The sequence below is a fragment of the Streptomyces sp. NPDC101181 genome (genome assembly GCF_044767975.1).
In the GTDB taxonomy this organism is placed as follows: domain Bacteria; phylum Actinomycetota; class Actinomycetes; order Streptomycetales; family Streptomycetaceae; genus Streptomyces.
The window spans coordinates 66,717-81,624 of sequence record NZ_JBIWOX010000016.1 but is presented as its reverse complement, the minus strand read 5'-3'; the positions used below and the strand labels follow the sequence as shown (position 1 = coordinate 81,624).

Genomic DNA, 14,908 nt, shown 5'->3' with positions numbered 1-14,908 from the left:
CCCGGGACCGAGTTGGTCAGGGCGCTCCGCCAAGGGGCAACCAGTACGAGAAGGGTTAATCGTGATCAAGAAGGTTCTGGCTACGGGCGCTGTCGCCGCCTCCGTCCTCGGTCTCGGCGCGACGCAGGCCATGGCGATCGGCAACGACGGAGGCACGACCTCGGTCAACGGAAACGGCGCTTCGCAGTCCTACGGCAACGCCGAGACCCACGGTGACTGGAGCCCGCAGTTCGGCCTGGTCCAGGGCTCGCTGAACAAGCCCTGTGTCGGCCTCCCGCTCAAGGGCAACGTCGGTTCGCTCGTCGGTCTCGTGCCGGTCTCGGTCCAGGACATCAACGTCCTGTCCTCCCCGCAGAACCAGCAGTGCACCGAGAACTCCACCCAGGCGAAGGGCGACGAGGCCCTGTCGCACATCCTGGAGGACATCCCGATCCTCTCGGGCAACGGTGCGGGCAACAGCTGACACGGCTGACATACCCGGGTCCGGGCCCTCGGCGTTCCTCCCCCGAGCGGCCTGGGCCCGCCGCTTTCCGCGAGAACGCGCGGCGGCTCCGGTCGCCGCGTCCGCGCACCACCCGCCGAATCGACGTCGCGTCATTCAGGCGGTTCTCCGGGAATCCGCTCCCCGGGCAGTTTCGATTCCGGCCGTCCGTCGTCACGGAGGGCAGCGCCGGAGTCACGAGCGATCCATACAGGGCTCGGGGCGGCACGAACGTCGTGACCGCGCCGGACTCCGCCGAGGAAAGGGACACACAGTGAAGTACACCAAGGTTGCCGCCGTCGCCGCCGGAACGCTCATGGCGATGGGCGCCGCCGCTCCGGCCATGGCCGACTCGGGTGCCGAGGCCGTCGCCGCGCACTCCCCGGGCGTGCTGTCCGGCAACATCCTCCAGGTCCCGGTCAACATTCCGATCAACCTGTGCGGCAACACCGTCAACGTGATCGGCCTGCTGAACCCGGCCTTCGGCAACGCCTGCATCAACAAGTGAGTCACTGACCGGCCGGGCGTCCAGCCCGGGACCGGTCGGCCCCGGACGGCGATCGCCGTCCGGGGCCTTTTCGTTGAACGGCCGCCGACGCGACAGAAAAACGCCCCCGCGCAGTTTCCCGATTGCGGACTGATCGTTATTCAGAGGGAAAGCGGCAGAAGTCACAGGTAAAGAAAGCTTGTGTGCGGCACGGGAACGTGACCGAAGCAGACGCCGCGCAGAAGGGAACTCCGAAGTGAAGTACGCGAAGACCGCCGCGCTCGTCGCCGGTTCCGTGGCCGCCCTCGGCGCGGCCGCCCCCGCCTTCGCCGCCACTGACGTCACGGCCCCCAACTTCAGCCTCGACCGTGGCCTCAACCAGGTCATGGCCAGTGCCCCGCAGGTGGTGGACCCGCTGGTCGAGGCCGTCGGCGAGACCACCGAGACCGTCTCCAAGGACGGCACGGTCGGCAAGCTGGCCGGTGAAGCCACCGGCGTGGCCGAGGGCGCCGCCCCGCTGCTCGGCGGCGTCCCCCTCGGCAGCTGACCGTCCCGCGCCGGCGGCCCCCGGGTTTCGCCGGACGCCCTTTTTCTCCGGTCACCGCATTCCCGTCCGTTCCGGCATCGCCTTTCCGTGAACGCGCGGAGGAATAGCCACCGTTCGAGTGAACGGGCATAACCAGATCCCGCCGGAGCGAGTTGTTCAGAACGCTCCGGACAGGCGGGCACACGTTTCATCCCAGAAGGGCTTTTCATGATCAAGAAGATTATGGCCTCGGCGGCCGTCGCTGCCTCGGTCGTCGGTGTCTCCGCTGCGGCCGCCCCGTCCGCCATGGCCATCGCCAACGACAACGGCACCACGTCGGTCAACGGCAACGGCGCCTCGCAGGCCTACGGCAACTCCGCCACCCACGGTGACTGGAGCCCGCAGTTCGCCCTCATCCAGGGCTCGCTGAACAAGCCCTGCATCGCCCTGCCCGCGAAGGCGAACGTCGGCTCCCTCGTCGGCCTCGTGCCGGTCGCCGTCCAGGACATCAATGTCCTGTCCTCCCCGCAGAACCAGCAGTGCACCGAGAACTCCACCCAGGCTAAGGGTGACGAGGCCCTGTCGCACCTCCTCGGCGACATCCCGATCCTCTCGGGCAACGGCGCCGGCAACAACTGACGCCACGAAGAACCACCGGGGGCCAGTCCCTCCGTCCGGCGACCTCTCGCCGGACGGAACGGGCTGGCCCTTCGGCGTGCGGTGGCCCGTCCCGCGCCCTGCCGGAGGGCGGTCGGGCGCGAGCGGTGCGGCGATTGGGCCGGATGCCGTAGCCCCGGCAGACGATCCGGCCCCGCCCGGGTAGGGCCTCTTCATGGATCCGTACGGCAGTCAGCCCCCGCACCGCGGAGAGCAGCCCGCACCGAGCAGCACGCCGATCTACGACCGGCTCGTGGCCGAATGGCGAGCGGCAGGCCACGGCCCCGCCCCGCAGGAGACCCCGGAACCCGTCCCGCGGAGCGGCGGGTTCGTCCCCGCCGCCCGCACCCCGGACGAGACCGCCGGGAACTGAGGAGAAAGCGTCGACCTTGCGCCGGATCGAACCCATTTGGGTGGTACCGCGCAACCGATCGCGGTCCGCGTCGGTTGATCAGTACGTTCCACAACGGGACGCTCCGAAAGGTGAAGCTTGATGAAGAAGATGATGGCCGGCGCGGCAGTGGCAGTGTCCCTGCTCGGTCTGTCCGCAGCCGCGGCTCCCACGGCCATGGCGATCGGCAACGACGGTGGCACCACCACGGTCAACGGCAACGGTGCCGAGCAGGAGTTCGGCAACGCCGAGACCAAGGGTGACTGGAGCCCGCAGAACCAGCTGGTGCAGGGCACGCTGAACAAGCTCTGCGTCGGCCTGCCGGCCAAGGTCAACGTCGGTTCGCTCGTCGGCCTCGTGCCGGTCGCGGTCCAGGACGTCAACGTCCTGTCCAACCCGCAGAACCAGCAGTGCTCCGACAACTCCACCCAGGCCAAGGGCGACGAGCCGCTGTCGCACATCCTGGACGGCATCCCGGTTCTCTCGGGCAACGGCGTCGGCAACAGCTGACCCACCCGGCACGGGCGGTCCTGAGGTCATCCTCCGGGCCGCCCGTCCTCGTTCCCGCGCCGCCGCGGCGGTCGCACGACGAGGCCCACCACTCCACGGGGGGTGGTGGGCCTCGCTGTGTGTCCCGCCGTGTGCGACGCGGCGGCGGATCAGCCCAGGGTGCGGACCGGGAGCAGGCAGTGCGCGGCCGTGCGGACGACCTCCTCGTCGGCGGCGAAGGCGCGCAACTGGTCCTCGCTGACCGGCTGCCCGGGGACGGCCTCCGGCCACGGCGCGGTCGCGAACATGCCGTACACCTGGCCCTGCGCCTGGGCCGCCGCCAGCCACTCGGCCGGCGCCGGGTACTGCGCCTTGAGGTGGGGCAGCGTGAGGACGGCCTGGCCCGCCTGGACGAGCAGCTTGGCCTGGATGCTCGACGTCTGCGCCGCGTCCTGGATCGAGCCGCCGACCTTCAGCCCCGCCCGCTCCAGAGCGGTCCGCACGGCCTCGCGGCCGACCTCCGGACCGTCCTGCCCGTCACCCAGCGAATAGGCGAGCAGGAAGGCGGTGTCCTGGTCGGCGTCGGGCTGCCGGCCGCTCCAGCCGATCAGGATCTGGGTGCCCAACTGGGCCGGTGTGTAGGTGTTGGCGGAGGTCTGGGGTGTCGTCATGCTCGGCACCCTAACGGCCATGGACCCGCCCCTATGCACGCGTATCACCCGATCGGGGGAGAGGTGCTCGCAACTCCGGCGAACGGGTCCGTCGACCGGAAAACCCGTTGACGCCGCTCCCCGGCCCCGGTCTAGGGTGAGCGGGTCACCAGGTGCAGGAAACAGGAGGTGAGGACATTGACGACTGTCGTCGCGGTGGGCACGGCCCACAAGAGCATCGTCCTCATCCCCGTGGCCACCGGCTGACCACTTCTCATCACTCCGCGCCGAGCGCGCGTGCCGGGGCCACCCTGTGAAGGGTCTCCCTTGTCTTTCCCGCTTTCTCCGGCAGCTTCGTCCCACCCCTCCGCCGCGCACCCGCTGACTCCCTACGGCTGGGACGAGCACTGGGCGGCAGCCTTCTCCCCTCACACCCGGCAGGGGCTGGTCCCCGGGCGTGTGGTGCGGGTGGACCGCGGCCAGTGCGACGTCATCACCGCCGACGGCCTCGTCCGCGCCGACACCGCGTTCGTCGTGCCCCGGGACCCGATGCGGATCGTCTGCACCGGCGACTGGGCGGCGCTCGACGCGGACGGCGACCCGCGGTTCGTCCGTACGCTGCTGCCGCGCCGTACCGCCTTCGTCCGCTCGACCTCCTCGCAGCGGTCCGAGGGGCAGGTGCTGGCCACCAACATCGACCACATCGCCATCTGCGTCTCGCTCGCCGTCGAACTGGACCTCGGCCGGTTGGAACGCTTCCTCGCGCTCGCCCTGTCCAGCTCCGCCGGCGCCGCGCTGCTCGGCGACGGGCCGCGCACCGGGGCGGAGCACCACCCCCAGGTGATCGTGCTGCTCACCAAGGCCGATCTGGTGCCCGACGCCGTCACCGTGACCCACCTCGTCCAGGACGTCGAGGCGATCGCCCCCGGCGTCCAGGTGCTGCCCGTCAGCTCCACCACCGGCGAAGGGCTCGACGTCTTCGAGGCCGTCGTCTCCGGCGGTACGAGCGTGCTGCTCGGCATCTCCGGCGCGGGCAAGTCCACCCTCGCCAACACCCTGCTCGGCCAGGACGTGATGGAGGTGCGGGCCGCCCGAGCCGTCGACGGCAAGGGGCGGCACACCACCACCACCCGCAACCTCCTCGTCCTTCCGCACGGGGGCGTCCTCATCGACACCCCCGGTCTCCGCGGCGTCGGCCTGTTCGACGCCGAGGCCGGGGTGGGCGAGGTGTTCGCCGAGATCGAGGAACTGGCCGCGGGATGCCGGTTCCACGACTGCTCCCACACGGTCGAACCGGGGTGCGCCGTGCTCGGCGCGCTCGCGGACGGCACCCTGCCCGAACGCCGCCTCGACAGCTACCGCAAGCTGCTCCGCGAGAACCAGCGGATCGTCGCCAAGACCGACGCCCGGGTGCGCTCGGAGATCCTGAGGGAATGGAAGCGCAAGGGCGCCGAGGGGAGGGCGGCCATGCAGGCCAAGCGGGGCCGGGCGCGGTAACCGCAGGCGTACGGCTCGACGTCCGAAAACCGCGAGTGCGGCAGGGGTGGCTGCCGCACACTGGACGGTGTGATGGACGAGAGAACCAGCTACGAGGCGGTGAGCAGCCGCGACGCACGGTTCGACGGGGTGTTCTTCTTCGCCGTCGTCACCACCGGCGTCTACTGCCGGCCGAGCTGCCCGGCGATCACGCCCAAGCGCGCCAACGCGCGCTTCTACCCGACCGCGGCGGCCGCCCAGGCGGCGGGCTTCCGCGCCTGCCGCCGCTGCCGCCCCGACGCGGTGCCCGGCTCCGCCGAGTGGAACGTCCGCGCCGACGTCGTCGGCCGGGCCGTGCGGCTGATCGCCGACGGGGTGGTGGACCGCGAAGGGGTGCCCGGACTCGCCGGGCGGCTCGGCTACAGCGCCCGGCAGGTCCAGCGCCAGCTCACCGCCGAGCTGGGCGCGGGGCCCGTCGCGCTCGCCCGCGCCCAGCGCTCCCACACCGCCCGGGTACTGCTCCAGACCACTGGGCTGCCCGTCACCGAGATCGCCTTCGCCGCCGGGTTCGCCAGCGTCCGGCAGTTCAACGACACCATCCGGCGGATCTACGCCCGTACCCCCAGCGCCCTGCGCGCCGAGGCCGGGACGGGGCTCGGCGGCCGGGTCCGGGACGGGGCGCGGTCCGGGATACCGCTGCGGCTCGCCCACCGGGGCCCGTACGCCACCGCCGCCATGTTCGACCTGCTGGCCGCCGACGCGGTCGCCGGGGTCGAGGAGATGACGGGGGAGCCCGGGGGCCGCACCTACCGGCGGACCCTGCGGCTGCCCTACGGCTCCGGGATCGCCGCCGTCGACGAGGCCTCGCCCGGCCCCTGGCTGGAGGCCCGGGTCCACCTCACCGACCCGCGCGACCTGACCACCGCCGTCCAGCGGCTGCGCAGGCTGCTGGACCTGGACGCCGACCCGTACGCCGTGGACGAGGCCCTCGCCGCCGATCCCCGCCTCGCCCCGCTGGTCGCCGCCCGCCCCGGGCTGCGCTCGCCGGGCGCGGCGGACCCGGAGGAGGCCGCCGTACGGGTGCTGGTCGGGCGGGAGCGGGCCGGGGAGCTGGTCGAGCGGTACGGGAAGCGGCTCGACGCGCCGTACGGCGGGCTCACCCGGGTCTTCCCCGAGCCGGGCGCGCTCGCCGGTGCCGTCGAGGACCCGGCGCTCGCGGCCCTGGCCGCCGCGCTCGCCGACGGGCGGGTACGGCTGGACGCCGGAGCCGACCGGGACGAGGCGGAGCGGGCGCTGCTGGCCCTGCCCGGCGTCGACCGGCCGACGGCCGCGCTGATCCGCATCCGGGCCCTCGGTGATCCCGACGTCGATCCGTGGGGCACGCCCGGCTCGGCGGCGTGGCGGCCCTGGCGCTCGTACGCCGTACGCCACCTGGACACCGCCGCCGGTCAGCTCCAGAGCACCGCGCCCAGCCAGGCCCCCGCCACCAGCAGGCACGCGAACAGCTCCACCAGCACCGCATAGCCCGTCGCCCGCATCACCGAGCGCACCGACGCCCAGGCCGCGCCCCGGCTGCCCAGCCGAAGCCGCTCCGCGCCGAAGATCGCCCCCACGTATCCGAGGACCGCGCCCGCCACGGGCACCACGAAGAATCCCGCGATCGCCGCGAGGCCGCCCGTCACCAGCGTCCGGCGGGGCGCCCCGGACTCGCCGGGGCGGCGCGGCGGCAGCAGCGGTTTCAGCGCCTGGTTCAGCAGCATCAGGGCCGTCGCGCCGATCAGAACGGCCCAGGCGGCCGTCGTCATGTCGGTCAGCGCCCACCACAGGACCGCAGCCCACACGATCGCCTGTCCGGGCACCCCCGGCAGCAGCACCCCGACCAGGCCCAGCAGCATGACCAGGCCGACGGCGACGAGCTGCCACACACTCATCCGACCAGCGTGCCGGAGAGCACGCGGCTCCGCCCGCCGAGGCGATCAGGCCGATCCCCGCCATCTGCGCCGATGACGTCCCGGGAGGGTCAGGGGGGTGGCGTACGGGAGACCCAGCCGCGTTCGTAGGCGTGCCAGCCCAGCTGGAGGCGGGTGGAGACCCCGGTCAGCTCCATCAGCCCCTTCACCCGCCGCTGCACGGTCCGCAGACCCAGATCGAGCTGCTTGGCCACGCTGGCGTCCGTCAGCCCGGCCAGCAGAAGCGACAGGATCTCCAGGTCGGTCGGATCGGGTCCCACCCTCTCCTCGCGCACCCCGCCACCCTCGCCGAGCCGCAGCGGCATCGCCTCCCGCCACACCGCCTCGAACAGGCCCGTCAGCGACTCCAGCAGACCGCTGGCGTGCACGACCAGCGCGGCGGGCTCCTCGCCGCGCCCGGTCAGCGGGACCATCGCCAGGCTGCCGTCGGCGACGACCAGCTTCGTCGGCACCCGGTCCACCACCCGGCACCGCTCGTCGCGGCTCAGCGCCGCCGAGAGCTCCAGGATGCCGTAGGGCATCGACAGGACCTCGCGCTCGACCACCACCCGGTAGCTCACCCCCCGTGCGGCGGCCCGCTCCTCGGACTCGTTCTCCATGCCGGTCACCGCGATCGGCTTGCCCGTCACCAGGGCGCACACCTCGGAGACAGCCCCCAGCTGCAACTGGTGGAAGCGCTGGGCGACGGCGCTCGCCCCCGTCACCACCTCCACCAGATCGTGGACCGCGGGCTCGCCCGCCTCCGCCCGGTACTCCTCGGCCAGCAGCGCCGAGGCCAGCTCCGCCTGCTCCAGTTCGTGCCGCTGCTGGATCAGCAGCGCGCCCAGGGCCACTCCCGGAGGGGCCGCCACCCAGCGGCCCGGCCGGGACGACGACTGCGCGGCCAGCCCCTGCTGTTCCAGCCGTCGCAGCGCCCGCTCGGTGTCCGCCTCGGGAAGGGCCAGCCGGTGCGCGAGATCGGTGAGCTCGGCGGCCCCCGCCGCGACGAGCGCGCGGTACGCGGCTTCCTGTCTCTCGTCGAGACCTATCGCCCCCAGCATGCTCCGGACCTCCCCGGGTGTGGTGATCGCGCGTCGCGACGCCCTGGACGGCGGGCGTCGAGTGGCGGGAAGAGGCCACGGCGTAAACCCGCCGCTCACATCATCTCCTGTCCCTCCGGCCCCTCTGCCACTGTTGCGTCACCGCAGCACCGACGACCTCCGGAACGCGGCCGTCCCTCGGGACCCCGCTGAGCCGGTGATCGGCTGATCCTACGAATGGCTGAAAAGCCGATGAGCCGATCATCATGACCGGTCTGCCGGGTGTCCTTCCCGTGGGGGGTGGGGTCGCCCGGCAGGCCTCGTCGTTGGCCCGCGATCGCAGGCCACATTTTCCGGATGCCCCGTTTTCGGGCGCCCTTCGCGGTGGAAAATAGGGGCATGAGTCAGCAGGGGGAGAAGCCCACCGCCCATGAGGACGACTGGTGGCGGAAGCTGTACGACGACGCCGTCCCGGACACCGGTCCCAGCAGCGCGCCCGACAGCCTCGACGACCGCTTCGACTCCGTGTCGGACACGGTGAGCGCACCGGCCCCGGCGCGGCCGCCCGGACCGGTGACCGTGCCGGAGCCACGCGACGCCGCCCCGCCCGGTCCGCCGCCCGCTCCGGCGGCCCCGCCCGCCGTATCGCCTCGGCCGGCCGCCCCGCCCGACCCGCCGCCGGCGCCGACACCGGCGGGCTCCGCCCCGCCACCGCCGCCGGCCGATCCCGTACCGCCGCCGTCCCCTCCGACGACGGCACCACCGCGTGCCGAGCCCGCTCCGGCGCCCTCCGCGCCTGCCGCCCCACCGGTTCCGCCGCCGCCGGCCGTCCCTCCCTCCGCGCCCTCCGCCCAGCCCCGCACCACCGTCTTTCCGGCCCCCTGGGAGCCGCCCGCCGGGCAGTCCGGTCCGCGGACGTTCGCCGCGCCCCGGCCGCCCGGACCTCCGGCGCCGCCCGAGCCGGACGGCGCGGACGCCCCCGGCGCCGTGGGCGAACCGCCGCCGGACCCAGCGGCCCAGGGATCCGGCGCCCGGCCCGACGTCGGGCATCTGGGGGACCGGCCGCCCACGTACGACGCCGAGCCCGCCGCCCTGCCCTCCGCCACCTCGGAGAACCTGGACGGACTGGTGCCCGACACCGTGCTGGACGGTGCGCGGTACGGGACGTACACCCTGCGCGCCGTCTCCGTCCGCGGCGACTCCGCCCGGTTCCGGGGGGAGCCCCGGCGTGACGGGCTGCTCACCGCCCGGTTCGGCAGCGGTGAGGGGGCGCTCGTGCTCGTCGCCGTCGCCGGGGGCGCACGGGCCAGTGAGACGGGGCACCTCGCCGCGGCCGACGCCTGCCGCTGGATCGGCGGGGCCGTGGCCCGCAGCCACCTCCGGCTCTCCGAGGACATAAGGGCGGGCCGCCGGGGCGACCTGAAGTCGGGGCTGCACCGGCTCACCGACCGCACGTACGGCAAGCTGCGCGCCCGTGCCGCCGAACTCGGCGTCGAGCCCGCCGCGTACACCGCGAACCTGCGCTGTCTGCTGCTGCCGGCCGACCCCGACTGCCGTACCCGGGTCTTCTTCGGGATCGGCGGCGGGGGACTGTTCCGGCTCCGCGACGGGCTGTGGCAGGACCTGCAGCCCCTGATCCCGGAGGCCCCGGAGGGCGGCGGGGTCCCGCAGGGCAACGGCGAGCCGGAGGAGGGGCCCGACGGGGACCGGCTGACCATGGACCTCCAGATCACGACCGCCCCCTCGCCGCCCATCGACGCCCCCGTGCCCCCGCCCGCCGAGCCGTTCCGGTTCCGGGCCTCCCTCGCCCGCCCCGGCGACACGCTGATGCTGTGCGGCAACGGACTGGCCGAGCCGATGCGCGGCGAGGCGGCTCTCCCCGCCGAACTGGCCGAGCGCTGGGGGAGGAACGGCGCGCCCGGACTGCCCGCCTTCCTCGCCGACACCCAGCTTCGGATCAAGGGGTACGCCGACGACCGCACCTGCGCCGCCGTCTGGGAGGCGTAACCCCGCACACCGTGGGTTGATGGAGTACGGAGCCCGAGCCGCCGGAGTCCCGGGCCCCGTAGTCCGGACAGCCGCAGTGCACGGAGCACGGGCAGGGAAGGGTGCGCACCCATGGCCAAGCAGAACGTGGCGGAGCAGTTCGTCGACATCCTCGCCAGGGCGGGCGTCAAGCGCCTGTACGGCGTCGTCGGGGACAGTCTGAACCCGGTGGTGGACGCCATCCGGCGCACCCCGGACATCGACTGGGTCCACGTCCGCCACGAGGAGACCGCCGCCTTCGCGGCCGGGGCGGAGGCGCAGATCACCGGCTCGCTCGCGGCGTGTGCCGGGTCCTGCGGACCGGGCAACCTCCACCTCATCAACGGCCTCTACGACGCGCACCGCTCCATGGCGCCGGTGCTGGCCCTCGCCTCGCACATCCCCTCCAGCGAGATCGGCCTCGGTTACTTCCAGGAGACCCATCCGGAGCTGCTGTTCCAGGAGTGCAGCCACTACAACGAGATGATCTCCCATCCGGAGCAGATGCCGAGGCTGCTCCAGACGGCGATCCAGCACGCGATCGGACGCGGCGGCGTCAGCGTCGTCACGATGCCGGGCGACGTCGCCTCCAGGCCCGCCCCCGCGAAGAGCGCCGAGCACGCCCTGGTCACCGAACGGCCCAGCGTCCGGCCCGGCGACAGCGAGATCGACAAGCTCTGCCGCATGGTGGACGAGGCCAAACGGGTGACGCTGTTCTGCGGCAGCGGCACGGCCGGGGCGCACGCCGAGGTCATGGAGTTCGCCGGGAAGGTGAAGTCACCCGTCGGGCACGCGCTGCGCGGCAAGGAGTGGATCCAGTACGACAATCCGTACGACGTCGGGATGAGCGGGCTGCTCGGCTACGGCGCCGCGTACGAGGCGACCCACGAGTGCGACCTCCTGATCCTGCTCGGCACCGACTTCCCGTACAACGCCTTCCTCCCCGACGACGTGAAGATCGTCCAGGTCGACGTACGCCCCGAGCACCTCGGCCGGCGTTCCAAGCTCGACCTCGCGATCTGGGGCGATGTGCGCGAGACCCTGCGCTGTCTGACGCCCCGGGTGAAGCCCAAGTCCGACCGGGCGTTCCTCGACCGGATGCTGAAGAAGCACGCGAACGTCTTGGAGGGCGTGGTCAAGGCCTACACCCGCAAGGTCGACAAGCATGTGCCGATCCACCCCGAGTACGTCGCCGCCGTGCTGGACGAGGTCGCGGACGAGGACGCGGTGTTCACCGTCGACACCGGGATGAACAACGTCTGGGCCGCCCGCTATCTGACGCCCAACGGCAAGCGGCGGGTGATCGGTTCGTTCAGCCACGGCTCGATGGCCAACGCCCTTCCGCAGGCGATCGGCGCCCAGTTCACCGACCGGGGGCGGCAGGTCGTCGCGATGTCCGGTGACGGCGGATTCTCCATGCTGATGGGCGACTTCCTCACCCTGGTCCAGTACGACCTGCCGGTCAAGGTCGTCCTGTTCAACAACTCCTCCCTGGGGATGGTGGAGTTGGAGATGCTGGTGGCGGGCCTTCCCTCGTACGGGACGACCAACAAGAACCCGGACTTCGCCGCCATCGCGCGCGCGGCCGGGGCCTACGGCGTCCGCGTGGAGAAGCCCAAACAGGTGCAGAGCGCGCTCAAGGACGCGTTCAAGCACAAGGGGCCCGCGCTCGTCGACATCGTCACCGACCCCAACGCGCTCTCCATCCCGCCGAAGATCAGCGCCGACATGGTCACCGGCTTCGCACTCTCCGCCAGCAAGATCGTGCTCGACGGCGGAGTGGGCCGGATGCTCCAGATGGCCCGCTCCAACCTCCGTAACGTGCCCCGTCCGTGAGCCCCGCCGAGCCCGCCCGCCGCCGGGCCGCGCCCGGCGGGTGACGGCATGCGCTGGCGAGGTGTGCCGTGCGCCCCTCGCCGCTCCCGCCCGTCCACTTTATTGATGAGTCGACAAGCGTGACCGTGTGCGTACAGGGGCATGCATCCCGTGAGGCTGTTCGACGGCAGCCGGATCCGAGGAGGTCGGTTCACTGTGCGGGCGGGGGAAATGACGAAGCGTCAGAAGAGGGCCGGGGCCGCTGAGGGGCGCGGCCCCCGGGTCCGGAGACCGGGACAGGCGCCGCAGTCGGCCCGGATGTGCCGCAGGGTCGGGCATACGGAACGATCGGCGGTGGGAGAAGTCCGGCGCGAGCTGCGGGAGTTCCTCCGGCATCGCTCCTGCCCGCAGGAGCGGACGGAGGCGGCGGAGCTCCTGGTGAGCGAGCTGGTGACCAATGCGCTGATCCACACCCGGCACGGAGCGGTGGTCACCGCGACCGCGACATCCGCCACCCTGCGGGTCGAGGTGCAGGATTTCGAGGCGGACCTGCCCGCGCCGTACGTACCGAACGCCGACGACGGTACGCACGGCAGGGGGCTGATCCTCGTCCGGAGCCTCGCCGACGCCTGGGGCGTGGAGGCGCGGGCCCTGGGCAAGGTGGTCTGGTTCGAGCTGCGCGGCGAAGGGGGCTGAGGGCTCCCTCCGCCGCGTCGGCGGCTCAGCCGAACTGCTGCTCCAGATCCTTGAGTTTCTGTTCCAGTGAGTCGAGCCGCGGGAGTGTCTGGGTGTCGTCCTCGGCGGTGAGGTCGACCGCCCGCGGGTCATTTCCCTGGTTCGGAGCGTCCAGGTTCTTCGAACTCGAACCGTCCGCCGACGGCTTCGGGCCGACGGCTTGCAGGGATGGCCGGGGTCGCAGAGGCAGCTGACCCGGCTCTGCTATGGCGGGCTCCGCGACGGGCGGCGCCGCGCCGCCCGAAGCGGGAGCCAGCGAGGGGACGTCCACCTGGTGGCCGCCGCGGATGCCGCGGCCCCAGGCGCGGTTCTGCCGGTTCAGGGCCTTGATGCGGGCCCGGTCCAGCTTGGCCTGCTCCCTGCGGCGGATGCGGTTCTGCTCCTGCTCCTTGCGGTCCTCCCGCACCTCGTCGACCGCCTCGTCCAGCGTGCGGACGCCTTCGAGGAGCATCAACGACCAGGCGCCGAAGGTCTCCCGGGGCGCCCGCAGCCAGCGGACGATCCGGATCTGCGGCAACGGACGGGGCACCAGGCCCTGTTCACGCAGCGCCGCCCGGCGGGTCTGCTTCAGCGCGCGGTCGAAGAGCACCGCGGCCGAGAGGGACATCCCCGCGAAGAAGTGCGGAGCGCCCGCGTGGTCCATGCCCCGCGGGGCGTGCACCCAGTTGAACCAGGCGGCCGCACCGGCGAACGTCCACACCAGCAGCCGGGAGCCGAGAGCCGCGTCACCGTGGCTCGCCTCCCGTACGGCCAGCACGGAACAGAACATCGCGGCGCCGTCCAGCCCGAACGGGACCAGATACTCCCAGCCGCCGCTGAGGTTCAGGTTCTGCCGGCCGAAGCCGACGAGCCCGTGGAAGGAGAGCGCGGCGGCGACCGCCGCGCAGCAGAACAGCAGGACGTAACTGGCGGTGGCGTACAGCGCTTCCTTGCGTCTGCGGCGTTCCTCGCTGCGTTCCCAGGAGTCGTCGGCCGCGGCCTTGGCACGCTTGCCGCGTGCGACCACCGTCACCGCCGCCATGACCCCCACGAGCAGCACGGCGCCCGGAAGCAGCCAGTCAAGCGATATGTCGGTCAGTCTCATGCGCGGTCCCTTGCGTCACGTAGGGCGTTTCGCACGCCATCGTGACGGAATTCCCCCGGCACTCCGCGAGTTTCGGGACAAGAGCACGCCATGGGGGAGGGAGAGGCTATCGATGGGCGGAATCTTCTCGAACCCCCGCCCGGTCCGACCGAGTCGCGTTCGATTCCCTCCCCCGGACGGGCGGTGTGGATCAGGAGGCCGCGCCCGCCAGGGATGACGGGGCGGCGCTCAGCTTCCGCACCCGGTCCGCGTCGCAGGTGCGCGGGCAGGTGACGCAGGTGTCCTCGGGGCGCAGGGTGTAGAAGAGGCAGCAGCTCGCCCGGTCCCGGGTGGGCAGCGACCGGCCCTCGGGCCCGGTCAGCTCCCGGAACCCGGCGGTGCCGACGTAGGGCTTCGTGGTGCCGGGGAGCAGCAGCTCCAGCTCGGCCATCGCGCGGCGCTCCTCGCCCAGCAGATGCGCGATGTACCAGAGGCCCTCGACGATCTCGTCCGTCGCCATCCCCCACAGCGCCCGCTTCCCGCGCCGCATGCGCGGTCCGAAGCCCTCCAGCACCGGGGCGAGGTGCTCGGTCAGGGCGGCCAGCACCTCGGCCCGCAGCGCCGCCTCGTCCGGCACGACCCTGGCTCCGGGCAGTCCGGCCGCCGGGTCGTCCGGCAGGCAGGCGAACTCCCGCACCCGCACGGTCAGATGCCCCAGGGCCCGCTGGAAGGCGACGTCCTCGACCGGGACGCGGGGGACGCGCCGCTGGAGGAACCAGGGCACCGTCACCAGCAGGCAGGCGGGCCAGGCGTAGCGGTGCAGACCGAAGCTGGCCACCACGTCCGGGCGGGCCTGCCGACCGTGGTCGCGCAGCACCTGGGCGTTGTCCCAGGCCAGGAAGGCGTCCACGGCGCTGCCGCCGGCCGCCAGCTCGGCCGCCCCGACCCAGCCCGCGCCGGACGGGGCGAGGGCGCGGTCGTCGAGCACCTCGGCGCGCAGACCGGGGAAGACCGCGGTCAGGCGGGCGTACGCCGCGCTCACGGGGGACGTCGCGGCACCGGTGGACGGCGGGGAGAGGGTCATGCAGGGACCACCGAATCGGGGTTCGTTTGCAGGTAAGGTT

16 protein-coding genes are annotated in these 14,908 nt (G+C 72.7%); 11 read left to right on the top strand and 5 right to left on the bottom strand.

Going from position 1 to position 14,908, the window contains the following annotated elements; translation table 11 throughout:
• Positions 1-61 precede the first annotated feature (61 nt).
• The 6 genes from ACIRRU_RS22680 to ACIRRU_RS22655 all read left to right on the top strand — a co-directional run bounded on the left by ACIRRU_RS22680 (position 62) and on the right by ACIRRU_RS22655 (position 3,052).
• Positions 62-463: a rodlin gene (locus ACIRRU_RS22680; RefSeq protein ID WP_363201465.1), complete on the top strand. Its 402-nt coding sequence runs from the start codon at positions 62-64 to the stop codon at positions 461-463.
• 292 nt (positions 464-755) lie between these two features.
• Positions 756-989 carry a chaplin gene (locus ACIRRU_RS22675; protein ID WP_363201466.1) on the top strand — a complete coding sequence of 78 codons (234 nt, stop codon included), beginning with the start codon at positions 756-758 and terminating at the stop codon, positions 987-989.
• A 235-nt stretch (positions 990-1,224) separates the two neighbouring features.
• Positions 1,225-1,515 (top strand): hypothetical protein, encoded by a 291-nt coding sequence (locus ACIRRU_RS22670; RefSeq protein ID WP_403683327.1) that lies wholly within the window; start codon positions 1,225-1,227, stop codon positions 1,513-1,515.
• 207 nt (positions 1,516-1,722) lie between these two features.
• Positions 1,723-2,133 carry a rodlin gene (locus tag ACIRRU_RS22665; protein ID WP_403683326.1) on the top strand — a complete coding sequence of 137 codons (411 nt, stop codon included), beginning with the start codon at positions 1,723-1,725 and terminating at the stop codon, positions 2,131-2,133.
• A 193-nt stretch (positions 2,134-2,326) separates the two neighbouring features.
• Complete coding sequence (locus ACIRRU_RS22660; protein ID WP_403683324.1) at positions 2,327-2,524, top strand: hypothetical protein; 198 nt, start codon at positions 2,327-2,329, stop codon at positions 2,522-2,524.
• A 120-nt stretch (positions 2,525-2,644) separates the two neighbouring features.
• The gene (locus tag ACIRRU_RS22655) at positions 2,645-3,052 is read left to right on the top strand and encodes a rodlin (RefSeq protein WP_363201470.1); all 408 of its coding nucleotides are present in this window, start codon (positions 2,645-2,647) and stop codon (positions 3,050-3,052) included.
• Positions 3,053-3,201: 149 nt separating this feature from the next.
• On the opposite strand, the gene ACIRRU_RS22650 is transcribed toward ACIRRU_RS22655, so the two are convergent.
• Positions 3,202-3,702: a DUF5949 family protein gene (locus ACIRRU_RS22650; protein ID WP_403683322.1), complete on the bottom strand. Its 501-nt coding sequence runs from the start codon at positions 3,700-3,702 to the stop codon at positions 3,202-3,204.
• A 306-nt stretch (positions 3,703-4,008) separates the two neighbouring features.
• On the opposite strand from ACIRRU_RS22650, the gene rsgA reads away from it, so the two are divergent.
• Both rsgA and ACIRRU_RS22640 read left to right on the top strand, forming a co-directional pair.
• Positions 4,009-5,178: a ribosome small subunit-dependent GTPase A gene (gene rsgA / locus ACIRRU_RS22645; protein ID WP_403683321.1), complete on the top strand. Its 1,170-nt coding sequence runs from the start codon at positions 4,009-4,011 to the stop codon at positions 5,176-5,178.
• Positions 5,179-5,250: 72 nt separating this feature from the next.
• A complete protein-coding gene (locus ACIRRU_RS22640; protein ID WP_403683468.1) occupies positions 5,251-6,681 on the top strand; it encodes a DNA-3-methyladenine glycosylase 2 family protein in 1,431 nt (476 codons plus the stop codon).
• Here the strand turns inward: ACIRRU_RS22640 and ACIRRU_RS22635 are convergent.
• Both ACIRRU_RS22635 and ACIRRU_RS22630 read right to left on the bottom strand, forming a co-directional pair.
• Positions 6,606-7,088 (bottom strand): DUF456 domain-containing protein, encoded by a 483-nt coding sequence (locus tag ACIRRU_RS22635; protein WP_403683319.1) that lies wholly within the window; start codon positions 7,086-7,088, stop codon positions 6,606-6,608. The two genes, ACIRRU_RS22640 and ACIRRU_RS22635, sit on opposite strands and share 76 nt — an antisense overlap.
• Before the next feature lie 89 nt (positions 7,089-7,177).
• Positions 7,178-8,167: a helix-turn-helix domain-containing protein gene (locus ACIRRU_RS22630; protein WP_403683318.1), complete on the bottom strand. Its 990-nt coding sequence runs from the start codon at positions 8,165-8,167 to the stop codon at positions 7,178-7,180.
• Positions 8,168-8,545: 378 nt separating this feature from the next.
• Here ACIRRU_RS22630 and ACIRRU_RS22625 point away from each other — a divergent pair, with 378 nt between their 5' ends.
• The 3 genes from ACIRRU_RS22625 (at position 8,546) to ACIRRU_RS22615 (ending at position 12,682) form a co-directional block, all read left to right on the top strand.
• Positions 8,546-10,153, top strand: a complete 1,608-nt coding sequence (locus ACIRRU_RS22625) for a protein phosphatase 2C domain-containing protein (protein ID WP_403683316.1) — start codon at positions 8,546-8,548, stop codon at positions 10,151-10,153.
• Between the two features lie 111 nt (positions 10,154-10,264).
• Positions 10,265-12,007, top strand: coding sequence for a pyruvate dehydrogenase (locus tag ACIRRU_RS22620; protein WP_403683315.1), 1,743 nt, complete (start codon positions 10,265-10,267; stop codon positions 12,005-12,007).
• A 297-nt stretch (positions 12,008-12,304) separates the two neighbouring features.
• Positions 12,305-12,682 carry an ATP-binding protein gene (locus ACIRRU_RS22615; protein WP_403683466.1) on the top strand — a complete coding sequence of 126 codons (378 nt, stop codon included), beginning with the start codon at positions 12,305-12,307 and terminating at the stop codon, positions 12,680-12,682.
• Positions 12,683-12,707: 25 nt separating this feature from the next.
• Here the strand turns inward: ACIRRU_RS22615 and ACIRRU_RS22610 are convergent, their stop codons facing one another.
• The gene (locus tag ACIRRU_RS22610; protein WP_363201480.1) at positions 12,708-13,805 is read right to left on the bottom strand and encodes a DUF2637 domain-containing protein; all 1,098 of its coding nucleotides are present in this window, start codon (positions 13,803-13,805) and stop codon (positions 12,708-12,710) included.
• Between the two features lie 190 nt (positions 13,806-13,995).
• A complete protein-coding gene (locus tag ACIRRU_RS22605; protein ID WP_403683313.1) occupies positions 13,996-14,868 on the bottom strand; it encodes a (2Fe-2S)-binding protein in 873 nt (290 codons plus the stop codon).
• Between the last annotated feature and the right edge of the window lie 40 nt (positions 14,869-14,908).